The following is a 14,653-nucleotide window of genomic DNA, read 5'->3' as shown; positions in this document are numbered from 1 at the left end:
TTGCGAAAGACACTCTTTGGCAAGCTCACTAACACTTGGTTGGAAACGGCTAAACGATCAACGGTCAATGATCAGCTATCAACTTCACAGGTTAACGCACCTGTTGATCGGCATGGATAAGTGCCAACAGATGTTCCACAGCATCCTTTTCGGGGATGTTATGTTCAACACACATCTGCCCACGATATAACGAAACCTTGCCGGGACCGGCTCCGACGTAACCATAATCGGCATCGGCCATCTCACCGGGACCGTTGACAATACAGCCCATAATGCCTATTTTAAGACCTTTCATACCCTCGGTGGCTTTCCTGATACGGGCTATTGTGGTACGCAAGTCATATAACGTACGGCCGCATCCAGGGCAACTGATATACTCGGTCTTGCTCGTTCGCAAGCGGGCAGCCTGTAAAATACCGAATGCCGTAGCGTCGATCTCGTGCCGAGGAATATCTCCGTCGTTCATCAGCCACACCCCGTCAGTGAGTCCGTCAATCATTAACGCCCCCATATCAGCGGCCGCTTCGAGTTGAAAATCGCCTTTCTCGGCCGTCGAATGGCGATACATCTGTGCAAAAACAACAGGATTGGTAATGCCGTTTTGCATCAATTCGTGTACCAAAGCACGCTGTTCGCCCAAGCGATTCTTATGGTTACTCATACAGATTACAACCACTTCGGGATGGTGCCGCAGGCAAGCCAGATACTCATCACTGGTTGCTCCGAACTGCAACACAAGAAATTTGAGAGGCGAATCGATCAGACTGATAAACGGAATGGCATTGTGCGGAAAGATGGGGAAGAGCCTTTCCCGCAACGGAAGAAGCTGCTCTCCCGCTCCCTCTACCGTAGGAAAGGGAGTGTTTTTTATCAACTGGGGATAGACATTGTAGTCAACGATATACCGTTGAGACGGATCAAGACGCCCGGAAAGCTCTTGACCGACGTAGATATAGTCGGGATTGAGTTCTTTTTTACCGCCGTTCACGATCAACTCGACCTCTCTTTCCCTCTCATTAGCGGTCTTCCCGCCTTTGGGAGAAGCGGAGCTCCCCCCTCGTTGCGTACTGATCACCACAGGAACATTCGTTCCACCGATTCCGTTTACAGGTTTCGTCTTCCGCCGTTGAGGCCTAAGATAATCGAAACTGTCGGCCTGTCGGCCCGGCACCAATAGATGATCAGACTTTTGTTTTATGATATACTCAGCCAGATGACGGGCTACGGGAATTTCGTCTTCGGGCTCTTCGCTGAGCGAAACGCGGATGGTATCGCCGATTCCATCGGCTAACAGTGCTCCGATTCCTACCGCACTCTTAATCCGTCCGTCCTCACCCTCACCGGCTTCAGTCACTCCCAAGTGAAGCGGATAGTGCATATCTTCGCGCTCCATTGCGTCGACGAGCAAGCGCATAGACCTGACCATCACCACGGTATTGGATGACTTGATGGAGATTACCACATCTTTGAAATGCTCGTTCTTGCAGATTCGCAGAAACTCTAAGCAACTTTCGACGATTCCTTCGGGCGTATCGCCGTAACGATTACGTATTCGATCCGAGAGCGAACCGTGATTCACGCCGATCCGAATGGCTGTATGCTGCTCCTTACAGATGTTGAGAAAAGGTATGAATCGGGCTTCAATCTTCTTCAACTCCTGTGCATACTCCTCATCGGTATAAGTCAATCGCTTGAAAGTACGGGCCGGATCTACGTAGTTTCCAGGATTAATGCGCACCTTTTCGGCGTAAAGCGCAGCCACATCAGCCACTTTCGGGTTGAAATGAACATCTGCAACGAGTGGCGTATCATAGCCATTGCCGCGCAATTTGGCGTTGATCGCGCGCAGATTCTCGGCTTCCCGCACGCCCTGTGTGGTCAGACGTATGAGTTCTCCACCTGCCTTAATGATTCGTTCGGCCTGTGCCACGCTGCCATCCGTATCATTCGTGTCGGTGGTTGTCATCGACTGCACTCGTATCGGATTGTCTCCGCCGATCCCCACAGCCCCCACTTGAGCCACAGATGACGTGCGACGACGGTAATTGAAAAGGTCAATCATATCTTGGTTTTATAAAAAATCATTCTTGAAATACTATTCTTACTTGATTCATTAATCAGTTATCGAAATATGACTCAAAATTGTTTGGGCCGGAATCTCCATCTTTGAAAAAGCGAATAATTTCTTACCTAAGTCTTTTAAAGATGCTCCTAAATGATAGACAACGTTATCAATGATGAGAAATCTATCATGAACTGTTTTGCATCGACATAGCTTCGTTGGGCCATATTGTGTCTGATAACGATTTAAATCCAAGTGAAATAAGGGAGAATTAGCTGCTGTAAAGAGTGTGATAGCTATATTTTCACGGCGTTTTGCTAAGATAGTTAGCACCGATTCATCTATATAGTTATCAATTAAAACAATGCTATGCTGGGCTGATCGGACAAGATTAGAAGCAAAAACATAGGCATCAAAGACTTGTCCATCATAAAACACGCCTTCAACTGGTGGTAAAGCGGTCCGCACAAAGAATGCAATTTGTTCTTCGTTGCGGTCCATTCGATTTTCTAATTGGCTTAGACGATGGTTGACAGAATAACCTTTGAGCAAATGGTCTTTCAATACTTGTGTCGCCCATTGTCTGAAATGAATACCTCGTTTAGTATTGACTCGATAACCAATTGAGATAATTGTATCTAAATTATAGTGCACAAGATCACGAGATATCTGCCGTTTACCCTCATAACGAACTGTTCGGAATTTCCGAACAGTTGCTGACGAATCTAACTCCTGCTGCTGATAGATACTCTTAATATGCTCACTGATATTAGCTTTACTGGATTGGAACAACTCGACAAGTTGTGCCTGAGTCAGCCAAACAGTATCATCCGCTATTCGTACATTAATCTTTACAGTATCTTCTGACTGATAAAGGATAATCTCATTGTTATCGTTTGTATATTCTTCCATATTTTTTGATGAGACTCCTCAATAATAATCTATTTAGATTTTTGATGAAAGCAGAAAGTTTTTGATCCTATCTACAAGAGAAAGTTGGGATAAAATATTTATTCAATTGGTCTTAAACTCATACTTGACTTCGGCCAATTCTCGGTTAGCTTTCTCTATTTTGGCTCCTAAACCGGTCTTATATGCTGTCATTTTCTGGGCAATCTGCGGATCGGTCAATGCCAACATCTCGGCTGCAAGGATAGCAGCGTTCATCGATCCGTTGACTCCCACAGTTGCAACGGGTATGCCCGGAGGCATCTGAATGATGCTGAGCATTGCGTCAAGACCATCAAGCATCCCTTTAATCGGTACGCCGATAACAGGCAAAGTGGTTGAAGCCGCGATGACACCAGGCAATGCTGCCGCCATACCTGCACCTGCAATGATCACCCGAATACCGCGATCGGCTGCCCCTTTAGCAAATGATTCCACCGCATCGGGCGTGCGATGAGCCGAGAGTGCATTGACTTCAAACGGAATTTGCATGTCGTTCAGAAACTGACAAGCCTTTTCCATCACGGGCAAATCGCTGGTACTGCCCATAATAATACTAACTAATGGTTTCATCTTCATATCTTATGGCTGGCTCACTCCGCCCCTCTCACTTGGAAGAAAATGGTCAGTGCGAGTCGTGTTTATATTTTTCTGATTTTCCAAACAATTCTTCTTACTCCCCAACCAACGGTCTTTTGGCTTGCCATTAACGGTAAATTGTGCTGCGATTAACGGCTTTTCGCACTGCGATTAACGCTTTTTCGTCGTCCCTTTTCACAGCAATGGCTTTCAAATCAATTTCTAATCGTCACCCGCTCACATGAGAAACGAGTGGGAATCAGAGTATAACCCAAAATCCAGTAACAACTCCCACGCCGAAGCCTGCACACACTTGGAGCAGCGAATGTTGGCGCAGAATGATGCGACTCGTGCCTAACAGTCCGGCAATGATAAACACAAGACTGAGCCACCACACAGGATTGAAATCGAAAATAAAGCAAATGCCATCAGCCTCCGGCTACTCCGCCGATCGCTGCGGTGTGAGTTGAGATCTTCCACCACACATTGATCAACGCGCAAATCACCTGAATGAGCAGTGCCGCCATCAAGATGCGCGACATAAAGTGCGGGAAATGCAACACGTTCATCAGATAATAGCAACTGAAATAACACAGAATAGAGAGAATATAAGGTACCATCGTCGCTCCTTGGCACCCAATTCGATGAGCGTCCAACCCTGATAGCGACGGTAAACGTGTATCAACACCGTGGGCAACAGTATCGTAAAGACATACACCAAAGCGAGAATCAGCAGTTTATAACGCCACGGCATCATCGCCATATAACTGAAAGTGAACAGCGCAATGAGTCCCACCAGCGGCAAATAAAACGGAGTGAAGACCATACTCATCACTCGCGCAGTCTGAATAATATCCTTTTCTTTCATCTTATTGCTTGCGTAAGCGGGCCACGGGGATGCCTAACTGCTCGCGATATTTAGCCACTGTGCGCCTGGCTATGGGATAACCCTGCTCGGCCAAAGCGTCTTTGATCAGGTCATCGCTCATCGGTCGTTGTTTATTTTCACGCTCGATGAGCATACGAAGAGCTATTTTGATCTTACGAGTCGACATTTCCTCGCCGTCATCGGTCGTATAACCGTCGCTGAAAAAGAATCGCAGCGGGAACGTTCCCCATTTAGTCTGTGCATACTTTACATTGCTTACGCGCGAGATTGTCGATATGTCGAGTCCCGTTTGGTCTGCAATATCTTTGAGAATCATCGGTTTCAGATCGGCTTCATCACCTTCTTGGAAGAATCGAAGCTGCCAATCGATGATGGCTTTCATCGTTACTTGCAACGTGCGACGTCGTTGTTTGATTGCTTCAATGAATCCTTGTGCGCGCTCCATTTTCTCTTTTGCATAGAGCCAAGCAGCTTTTTCCTCACGATTCAGATTCTCCTTGTTATTCTTATAGGCATCAACCATCTCGCTGAAAGCCGGTGAAACCTTCAAATCGGGTATCATTCCGCGATTGAGTGAGAATGAAACAGTGCCGTCATCATTCGTATCAACGATGAAATCGGGCGTTATTTGCTGGATGTTTCGCCCTTCGGTCTCGCCGAGTGAGGCTCCAGGCTTCGGATTCAAACGTCTGATCTCATTTTGAACAGCCGTCACCTGCGAGTCGGTGAGTCCCAATTGCGCCTGTATTTTATCCCAATGATTCTTAGTAAAGGCATCGAAACACTCTGCAATTACGCGTCGTGCCAAATCGCGGACAGTACTTGCCGGACGGCGATCGATCTGCAACAGCAAGCACTCTTGCAAATTCCGGGCGCCTATACCGGCAGGATCGAACGACTGCAAGATATGCAACACGTCTTCCACTTCACCTTGCGTGACATCCAAACTGTGATAAATGGCTAATTCATCACAGATCGAATCGAGATCTTTGCGCAGCAAACCATCGTTGTCGAGAGAACCAATGAGATATTCCATCACATCCCGTTGCCGGGCTGTTAGGTTCACTTCGCCCATCTGTTCTTTCAATTTGTCATAGAAAGAAGTGATGTCTCCGTAGACAATCTCTTCATAGTCGGCATTCGGATCATTGTAAGACGCCGACGATTGGGGCATTTCGTCGTCCCGACCGATACCTCCCAAAGCTTCGTCTAAGGCCGACTCGCGCTCTTCTCGCTCTGTTTTCTCGTCGAAACTCTCGTCTTCGCGCTCCTCATCTTGTTCTTCGCGGTTGTCATTCAGAGCATCGTCGGCATCGCCGTTTTCCATGGCCGGATTGTCGTCAAGCTCTGCATTGACACTCTCTTCCAGTTCGGTGAGCGGCATTTCGAGCAGTCTCACTTGCAGCATTTGCTGTTGTGAGAGTCGCTGTTGCTGTGCGAGCTTCTGCGTTTGCATCTGTACGAGTCTCTGCGCCATGATGATTGGTAACGTCGTTGTTTGTTGCTTGCAAAGTTAGTGCAAATCAAAGAGACTGCAAAACAAAAGATATGATTTTTCGATGGGATAAAACCCAGGTTGCAAAATGATGTTTTTCATCGTCCGACTAAGCGTTAATCGCGTGCCAACTAACCGTTAGTTGCACGCCAATCAGATGCTTTTCGCAACGTCGTAAAAAACCAAAGGTATGCCCGCCGACAAAGTGGTGCGAACATACCTTTATACTGCCAAATTATGACAGTATGCATCCTACATTGTGAATTAATCCTTTATATGATGCTGGTCTTCCTTGTAAACTCGATGATTTCGGGTATATAACCGAATGCTAAGCCTGTAACCGTGTCGGCACAACCATAATATACGGCCACGCGACCGGTCTCGGGGTCGTGTAATTCGGCGCAAGGGAAACAGACATTAGGCACATCTCCCATACATTCATACGGTTTTTGGGGACTTATTAAATAAGGTCCCGACCGGTAAATAGGCTTCCACGGCTGTTCCAAATCAAGCAAAGCCGATCCGAAACTGTATACATATCCGTTGCAAGAACGCAACACACCGTGATAGAACAGCAGCCAACCCTCGGACGTTTCGATAGGAATCGGCCCTGCACCAATCTTCATACACTGCCACGCACTTTGTTCAAAGGCAGCCGGGGACATCACGTGTCGATGGCGTCCCCAATACTCTAAGTCGGGCGATTGACTGTAAAAGATATCTCCGAAAGGCGTATGTCCGGTGTCGCTGGGGCGTGAAAGCATTGCAAAATGCCCATTAATCTTCCGCGGGAAGAGTACTCCATTGCGGTTGTAAGGCAAGAATGCGTTCTCAACTTGATAGAAAGTCTTGAAGTCGAACGTGTAAGCCACGCCTATGGTAGGGCCGAAATAACCATTACACCACGTTACATAGTAGCGATCTTCAATGAAACAGACCCGCGGATCATAGCCATAGACCCACTGACCGACTTCCGGATCATCGCATTCAAAGCGTAAAGGGGCTTCGTTGATGCGCCAATTCACACCGTCATCACTAAATCCTGCGTGCAGCACCATCCGTCGGTTGGTGTCGTCGCAACGGAAAACGCCGGCATAACCGGTACCGAACGGTACGACGGCACTGTTGAAAATACTGTTGGATGTAGGTAAAAGATCCCGTGGAATAATAGGATTGGCACTGCAACGCCACATCACCGCATTGCTGTCTGACGGCCGATCTTCCCACGGCATTTGCGGAAGCGGCTGACCTTGAATTGTTAGATGATTCATTATGAATGATTTATTGTTTGTTATTCTCGTCGTAAGTGAAAGGTACGAACCACGTGATGAGGAGGGCGGGAATGGTGCAGAAGAGCACGAATACAAAGAAATGGCGATAGCCCAAAGCGTCGCTCACCGCACCGCTGAGCATTCCCGGCAGCATAACTCCAAGGTTCATAATGCCCGAAGCAAATGCATAGTGAGACATCTGATGCTTTCCCGGCGCGATTTGCTGCATCATAAAGAGCGTCAAACCTACGAAACCGAATCCGTAACCGAAGTATTCGAGGACGATTCCGCTGCCTATCAGCCACAGACTTTGCGGCTGGTAAAAAGCCAGAAGGGTGTAAGCCACGAAAGGTAAGTTGAATACCAAGGCCAATGAAAACAGCGATTTGCGCAGTCCGCGATGTGCAATGTAATAGCCGGCAAGTATCGATCCGATGACAAAAGCAGCCGCTCCGAACGTTCCGTAACACAAACCTATCTCCCGTTCGCCCAAACCAAGCCCCTGATCTGCCCTCGGTGCTTTAAGAAATAGCGGCACAATCTTCATTACGAAGCCCTCGGCAAAGCGATAAAGAATGATGAAAAAGAGGTAATAGACAATGTGTTTCTTCTGGAAGAAATCCACAAACACGGTCCAAAGCTCATATAATGACTCTTTCAGCGACCTGTTTTCGGCCAGCTGTTTACCTCCGCCCGGCAGGATAAAGAAGTGATAACAGCCCAAAACGAGCATTATAATACCGATAATCAGCATTATGATCGTCCACGAATTAACCACGCCGAAGCGATCAATAAACACTCCGGCAAGATATACCAAGCCGCCCGTAGCTACGATCTTTGCGATATTATAAAAGGCGCCTTGCCATCCGATCCACTTCGATTGCTCATCAGTAGTGAGCGCAGACATATATGTTCCGTCGGCAGCAATGTCGTGTGTAGCCCCACTCAAAGCGATAACTGCAAGAATGCCGACCGTGATCGGGAAGAATGAAGCAAATGAAGAGAGAATGCCAACAATGCAAACATCACACCGGTGAGCATCTGTGTAAGGACGACAAAGAACTTTTTGGTACGGTACATTTCCAAAAACGGACTCCAAAGGGGCTTCAACGTCCACGGAAACATAATGAGTCCCGTCCAGAATGTTATCTCGGTGTCGGATACATTAAGGCCTTTGTACATCAGCGAGCACACCATATTAAGCACCACAAAGGGCATACCCATTGCAAAATAGAGCGTGGGCACCCACGCAATAGGGCTCACCCGACGGGTTGTTGAGAATTGTTTCATTTATCGATAGTTGTAATTTGTGAACGAATAAGGGACATCTCCTGCACCCGTTCCCCACGTTTTAACGGGCTGCGAACGCATATCGAAACTAATTATAGGGCCTTGCAACAGTTCGTCATGCGTGAAATAGGTCTTCGTATAGGACTTTCCGTCAATACTGATAGCCCCGATATAACGACAGGAGTCGCTGTTGGCAGGAGCCGAAAGGGTGACAGTCCGCCCGTCAGTGAGATGCAACAAGGCACGCCGAAACAGCGGAGCGCCGATCGCATATTGGTCAGTGGCGGGACAAACGGGATAGAATCCCAAGGCCGAAAACACGTACCAAGCCGATGTCTGACCGTTATCTTCGTCGCCGCAATAACCATCTGGCGCGGCCGAATACAGTCGGTTCATTACCTCGCGCACCCAAAACTGGGTCTTCCAGGCTGTCCCGACCAATCATATAGATAAATCTGATGCTGAATGGGCTGGTTGCCGTGGGCATAATTACCCATATTCATCACCTGCATCTCGCGTATTTCATGAATCACTTGACCGTAATAGCTGTCGTCAAAAACAGGTGGAAGGCGGAAAACGGAGTCCATCATCGCATTGAATCGGGCACGTCCACCCATCAAATCAATAAGACCTTGCGGGTCGTGAAACACCGACCACGTGTAATGCCAACTGTTACCCTCGGTGAAAGCGTCGCCCCATTTCAGTGGATTGAACGGTTGTTGAAAGCGTCCATTCTTGTTTTTCCCGCGCATCAGAGAGGTCTCTCGGTCAAATACTTTTCGATAATTAAGAGCCCGACGGCGGTAAACACCGATCTCACGAGCACTCTTTCCCAACGCTTTCCCTAACTGATAGATACACCAGTCATCGTAAGCGTATTCCAAAGTACGCGCTACGCTCTCATTGATTTTCACATCATAAGGCACGAATCCAAGTCGGTTGTAATACTGAAAGCCCTGCCGACCGGTGGAAGAAACCGTGGGATGTACCGCGTTAGCACCGTGAACAACGGCCTGCCACAATGTATCGATGTTGCCGATACGCACGCCTTTGAGGTAAGCATCGGCCACAACAGAGGCCGAATTGTTGCCAACCATACAGTCGCGATGCCCCGGACTGGCCCATTCGGGCAAGAAACCACTCTCTTGATAAGCGTTAACGAGTCCCTCTTGTACACGTTTGCTCACCTCGGGATACAGCAGATTAAGCAACGGAAAGAGGCTCCTGAACGTGTCCCAGAAGCCCGTATCGGTGTACATCAGGCCTGGAAGCACCTGCCCATTGTATGGACTGTAATGCCAAGGACGACCATCAGCATCGTATTCCGCCAACTGACGCGGGAATAAGAGCGACCGATAAAGGCACGAATAGAATGTACGCAGACGGTCAACATCGGTGTCTTGCACCTCGATGCGACTCAAAACGTCGTTCCACCGACGCTTCCCTTTCTCTTTGACCGTATCGAAATCGTCGCTGCCCAACTCTTCGAGATTGCGCAAAGCCTGCTCTTCACTGATGAAAGAAGAAGCCACCCGCAGAACCACGGGAGCCCCTTTGCAAGCCGAAAAACTTACAATGGCTCCAGAGTGATGGCTTTTCGCTGTGCGAAGATCCGTCAGTCGGCGGCCATTCAATACCAAATCACAATGCGAAAAGCCGCTAATGAATTCCACAACAAAATAGTTTCGGAAATTCTTAGGCACTCCGCCACTGTTTCGGGTGGTATAACCCACAATGCGATGAGCCTCAGGTTCTACCTTGACATACGACTCTTTATCAAACGCATCGATAACGACAAAAGCACTGTCGGTATCGGGATAAGTGATGCGAAACATCGCCGCGCGTTCCGTCGGAGCAATTTCCGTGGTCACATCATAGTCTGCCAAGTATACCTTATAATAATAAGGAGCCACCGTTTCGGCCTTATGCGAGAACCAGCTGGCCCGTTTATCCTCATCGAATACGGCTCTGCCGGTCATCGGCATCAATGAAAACTGTCCGTAATCATTAATCCACGGACTCGGCTGATGCGTCTGTTTAAATCCCCGAATCTTATGATCCGTATAGCGATATACCCATCCGTCGCCCATCTTTCCGGTCTGCGGTGTCCAGAAATTCATCCCCCACGGCATCGCAATAACGGGATAAGTGTTGCCCGCCGACAGTTCGTAAGAAGACGCCGTGCCCACAAGCGGACTCGCATAGTCTACGAAATCCGTTGCGCGTGTCGCTCCGACAAACAGCGACAAGGCGAGTAATAACAACCATTTCGAATGCGTTCTCATTTGTCGATTAAGTAATAATTACGGCAACAAAGATACTGAAAATATGCCGATTCGCCAAATGCTGTTTCAATTGACAGTTAATCGCACTGCAACTAACGGTTAGTTGCACACTGATTAACGGTTAGTTGGGCTGCGATTCACTGTTAGTTGAAACGTTGATCGTCGCTCATCACAATTTGATTGCTCATGATTTAATTATGCTTTTGTCATCTATTTTCATATCGCCAATCGCTGTTTCACAGATGAAATAAAGAGTAATTGGCGGTTCTTTATCGTTAAAAATTTAGAAAAAGAGCAGTGCAAAGTAACATTCTTGGTTTTACTGACGTATTATATAATAACAAATAAATCAAGCCTCAAACATAAATCGTATATGAAAAAAATGATGACGCTGGCAACATGCCTGCTCTTTGCACTGATTGCCAATGCACAAATGCTCAATCCGGTGAAGTTCTCCACGCAGCTGAAAACCAACAAGACGGCCGAAGCGAGATTGTTTTCAGTGGGAAAATCGATGCTGGGTGGCATGTGTATTCAACTAACTTGGGAAGTGACGGGCCCATTTCCGCCACGTTTAATGTGACGAAGCTCGATGGTGTTGAACTTGTCGGGAAGCTTACTCCGCGTGGGAAGGAGATCGCACAGTATGATAAGCTGTTTGAAATGAAACTCCGTTATTTCGAGGGTAGCGTGCAATTCGTGCAGAAAGTGAAATTCACGAAACCCAATTATACCATCGATGCTTATTTGGAATACGGTGCTTGCAATGATCAAAACTGTATGCCGCCGACGTCGGTCAGTATCAAACAGAGCGGGAAATCGCCTGCCGTGGCTGCCGATAACATAAAAAAAAACGAACCGCAAGGCGCTGACGAACAGATAGATCCGAGCACCTCTGCTGCGGTAAAAGCTGATTCGGCTGTGTCAATGACTGAGAATGCCGCCGGAGCTCGCGTCGATTCAGCTGCCAATGTACAGTTGTCGGCGGGAGAAGAACAGGCGCTTTGGAATCCCGTCGTTCAACAGTTACAGGCTTTCGGCGGTACAAATGATATTGCGAACCATTCATTACTCTACATCTTTTTAATGGGGTTGGTGGGCGGTTTGTTGGCTTTGGTAATGCCGTGTATATGGCCTATCATCCCGATGACAGTCAGTTTCTTCCTCAAACGGTCCAAAGACGACAAACGCAAAGGTGTCCGCGACGCCATTACTTACGGCATCTCGATTATCGTTATTTATTTAGGTTTAGGCTTAATTATCACTGCCCTCTTCGGTCCCAGCAAGCTTAATGAACTCTCTACGAATGCAGTCTTCAACATCTTTTTATTTGCATTGCTCGTTGCTTTTGCCTTTTCGTTTTTCGGTTGGTTTGAAATCAAGTTGCCGGACAGCTGGGCTAACTCCGTAGATTCTAAGGCTTCGCAGGCCACCGGTCTCATTTCGATATTCTTAATGGCGTTTACGCTGGTGCTGGTATCATTTTCTTGTACCGCACCCATCATCGGATTGCTGCTCGTTCAGACCGTAACGTCGGGCAATTGGGTAGGTCCGGCAGTCGGAATGTTCGGTTTTGCAGTGGCATTAGCGCTTCCTTTCACCCTGTTTGCATTGTTCCCGTCGCTCTTGAAACAAGCGCCGAAGTCCGGTTCGTGGATGAACACGGTGAAAGTCGTGCTCGGTTTTATAGAACTTGCATTCGCTTTGAAGTTCCTTTCAGTAGCCGATCTCGCCTATGGATGGCACATTCTCGACCGTGAAGTGTTCCTTTCACTGTGGATTGTGATATTCGGCGCACTGGGACTCTATCTTATCGGCTCGCTGAAGTTCCAAAGCGACACCATCGGCGGAGAGTTAAATAAGCCGATGCCAGTGGCTTGTATTATGCTCGGATTGTGTTCGTTGGCTTTCACGATTTATATGATTCCCGGGCTTTGGGGGGCTCCTTGCAAGGCTGTCAGCGCCTTTGCACCGCCTATCAACACGCAAGACTTCAATCTGAATACCAAGACAGTGGAAGCGAAATATACCAATTATGAGGAAGGAATGGCTGCAGCCAAAGCACAAGGAAAGCCGGTTCTGATCGACTTCACTGGTTTCGGCTGTGTGAATTGTCGTAAGATGGAGGCCGCCGTGTGGACAGACGCGCGCGTCTCGGATAAACTTACCAAGGATTATGTGCTCATCTCGTTGTTTGTCGACGATAAAACACCGCTCGCTCAACCGATGGAAATCGAACTGAACGGGCAGAAGCGTACACTAAGAACTATCGGAGACAAATGGAGTTATCTGCAAAGTAGCAAGTTCGGAGCCAACGCTCAGCCTTTCTATGTGGCTGTCGACAATCAAGGAAACCCACTAACAGGATCGTATTCTTATAAAGAAGACATTCCCGCTTACTTGGAATTCTTAGACAAAGGATTAGAAAACTATCGACGCTAAAATGCTGACCAAAGACACACGAGATAAGATTCTCACCTTAATTCATAAAGAGGTAGTCCCCGCCGTAGGTGTACGGAGCCTATGGCGGTGGCTCTCTGCACGGCTCGAGCGACTGAAACGCTTGGTCGGAAACCTGAAAAGATCACGGCACTGTTGAGTGCCAATATCCTGAAAAACGCAATGGGAGTAGGCATTCCAGGTACGGGAATGATCGGATTACCCATTGCTATCGCCCTCGGAGCTATCGTAGGAAAGTCTGAATATCAATTAGAGGTTATTAAAGATCTTACTCCCGAGACGCTCGAAGAAGGTAAAACGCTTACCAAAGAAAACCGAATCAGCATCCAACTGAAACAAAATATCACGGAGAAACTTTATATAGAGATCGTCTGTGAAGCTCAAAATCATAGTGCGACAGCTATTATTGCGGGCGGACATACGAATTTCGTGTACATAGAAAAAGATGGGAACGCCCTATTGGATAGCGTCATCAAGCCTCAACAGCAACCGAAGAGGGAGACATCCAACTCAATATGCGATTGGTTTACGACTTTGCCACAACTGCGCCGATTGATGAACTCCGTTTCATTTTGAAAACACGCGACTACAATATCAAAGCTGCTGAGGAGTCGCTCAAAGGCAATTACGGCCACTGTTTAGGAAAAACGATGAGCCGTCCACTAAGTCACGGCATCTTCGGCGACAGCATTTACTCGCACATTATATCGCGAACGGCCTCAGCCTGCGATGCTCGTATGGGTGGCGCAATGATTCCTGTGATGAGCAATTCGGGGTCAGGTAACCAAGGAATATGCGCTACCAACCCTGTCGTTGTTTATGCGCAAGAGAACAACAACACCGAAGAAGAACTTATTCGGGCATTGGTGTTAAGCCATCTCACAGCCATTTACATCAAGCAGAGCCTCGGTAAGCTTTCCGCTTTGTGCGGTTGTGTGGTGGCATCTACGGGTAGCAGCTGTGGCATTACGTATCTAATGGGTGGCAACTACGAGCAAATCTGCCATTCCATAAAGAATATGATCGCCAATTTAGCAGGTATGTTGTGCGACGGAGCCAAGCCAAGCTGTTCTCTGAAAGTTTCTTCCGGTGTGTCAACGGCCCTTCTTTCGGCCCTTCTTTCGATGGAAGGCAGGTGTGTAACGTCGGCCGAAGGTATCATCGATGACGATGTAGACCGTTCTATCCGGAATCTGACAAGTATCGGAGCAGATGCCATGTGCACCACCGACGAAATGGTTTTAGACATCATGACACACAAGGGCAATTGTTAGGACAGCTCCAACTGCTTTCCAATCAACTGTTAAACGCACTGTAACTAACCGTTAGTTGCAGTGCGTTTAAGCGTTAATCAGCGTGCGATTAACGGTGAGT

7 protein-coding genes and 4 pseudogenes are annotated in these 14,653 nt (G+C 47.7%); 3 read left to right on the top strand and 8 right to left on the bottom strand.

Annotated elements, in window-relative coordinates:
• Positions 1-91: 91 nt before the first annotated feature.
• The 8 genes and pseudogenes from JCM12259_RS04645 to JCM12259_RS13855 all read right to left on the bottom strand — a co-directional run bounded on the left by JCM12259_RS04645 (position 92) and on the right by JCM12259_RS13855 (position 10,819).
• Positions 92-2,062 carry a 4-hydroxy-3-methylbut-2-en-1-yl diphosphate synthase gene (locus JCM12259_RS04645; RefSeq protein WP_025065591.1) on the bottom strand — a complete coding sequence of 657 codons (1,971 nt, stop codon included), beginning with the start codon at positions 2,060-2,062 and terminating at the stop codon, positions 92-94.
• Between the two features lie 51 nt (positions 2,063-2,113).
• Positions 2,114-2,974 carry a virulence RhuM family protein gene (locus tag JCM12259_RS04640; protein WP_025065590.1) on the bottom strand — a complete coding sequence of 287 codons (861 nt, stop codon included), beginning with the start codon at positions 2,972-2,974 and terminating at the stop codon, positions 2,114-2,116.
• A 102-nt stretch (positions 2,975-3,076) separates the two neighbouring features.
• Positions 3,077-3,583, bottom strand: coding sequence for a 5-(carboxyamino)imidazole ribonucleotide mutase (gene purE / locus JCM12259_RS04635; protein WP_025065589.1), 507 nt, complete (start codon positions 3,581-3,583; stop codon positions 3,077-3,079).
• A 265-nt stretch (positions 3,584-3,848) separates the two neighbouring features.
• Positions 3,849-4,457 (bottom strand): annotated as a pseudogene (locus tag JCM12259_RS13865) (hypothetical protein).
• A 1-nt stretch (position 4,458) separates the two neighbouring features.
• The gene (rpoN, locus tag JCM12259_RS04625; RefSeq protein ID WP_025065588.1) at positions 4,459-5,955 is read right to left on the bottom strand and encodes an RNA polymerase factor sigma-54; all 1,497 of its coding nucleotides are present in this window, start codon (positions 5,953-5,955) and stop codon (positions 4,459-4,461) included.
• Between the two features lie 290 nt (positions 5,956-6,245).
• Positions 6,246-7,244 (bottom strand): glycoside hydrolase family 130 protein, encoded by a 999-nt coding sequence (locus JCM12259_RS04620; protein ID WP_025065587.1) that lies wholly within the window; start codon positions 7,242-7,244, stop codon positions 6,246-6,248.
• Positions 7,245-7,254: 10 nt separating this feature from the next.
• Positions 7,255-8,468: pseudogene (locus JCM12259_RS13860) on the bottom strand (MFS transporter).
• Positions 8,469-8,534: 66 nt separating this feature from the next.
• A pseudogene (locus JCM12259_RS13855) lies at positions 8,535-10,819 on the bottom strand (GH92 family glycosyl hydrolase).
• Positions 10,820-11,192: 373 nt separating this feature from the next.
• On the opposite strand from JCM12259_RS13855, the gene JCM12259_RS17740 reads away from it, so the two are divergent.
• The 3 genes and pseudogenes from JCM12259_RS17740 to JCM12259_RS13845 all read left to right on the top strand — a co-directional run bounded on the left by JCM12259_RS17740 (position 11,193) and on the right by JCM12259_RS13845 (position 14,553).
• Positions 11,193-11,402, top strand: coding sequence for a hypothetical protein (locus JCM12259_RS17740; protein WP_374188305.1), 210 nt, complete (start codon positions 11,193-11,195; stop codon positions 11,400-11,402).
• The gene (locus JCM12259_RS13850; RefSeq protein ID WP_374188304.1) at positions 11,348-13,261 is read left to right on the top strand and encodes a protein-disulfide reductase DsbD family protein; all 1,914 of its coding nucleotides are present in this window, start codon (positions 11,348-11,350) and stop codon (positions 13,259-13,261) included. The genes JCM12259_RS17740 and JCM12259_RS13850 overlap by 55 nt, the downstream gene beginning before the upstream one ends.
• 1 nt (position 13,262) lies before the next feature.
• Positions 13,263-14,553, top strand: a pseudogene (locus JCM12259_RS13845) (L-cysteine desulfidase family protein).
• Positions 14,554-14,653 lie beyond the last annotated feature (100 nt).

This window comes from Hoylesella enoeca JCM 12259, assembly GCF_000613405.1.
In the GTDB taxonomy this organism is placed as follows: Bacteria; Bacteroidota; Bacteroidia; order Bacteroidales; family Bacteroidaceae; genus Prevotella; species Prevotella enoeca.
This window is presented reverse-complemented; position numbering and strand designations above follow the sequence as displayed.

What these genes read in the sequence shown, in the direction of transcription:
- JCM12259_RS04645 (WP_025065591.1), bottom strand. Translation starts at nt 2,062, where the DNA reads ATGATTGACCTTTTCAATTACCGTCGTCGCACGTCATCTGTGGCTCAA.
- JCM12259_RS04640 (WP_025065590.1), bottom strand. Translation starts at nt 2,974, where the DNA reads ATGGAAGAATATACAAACGATAACAATGAGATTATCCTTTATCAGTCA.
- purE (WP_025065589.1), bottom strand. Translation starts at nt 3,583, where the DNA reads ATGAAACCATTAGTTAGTATTATTATGGGCAGTACCAGCGATTTGCCC.
- rpoN (WP_025065588.1), bottom strand. Translation starts at nt 5,955, where the DNA reads ATGGCGCAGAGACTCGTACAGATGCAAACGCAGAAGCTCGCACAGCAA.
- JCM12259_RS04620 (WP_025065587.1), bottom strand. Translation starts at nt 7,244, where the DNA reads ATGAATCATCTAACAATTCAAGGTCAGCCGCTTCCGCAAATGCCGTGG.
- JCM12259_RS17740 (WP_374188305.1), top strand. Translation starts at nt 11,193, where the DNA reads ATGAAAAAAATGATGACGCTGGCAACATGCCTGCTCTTTGCACTGATT.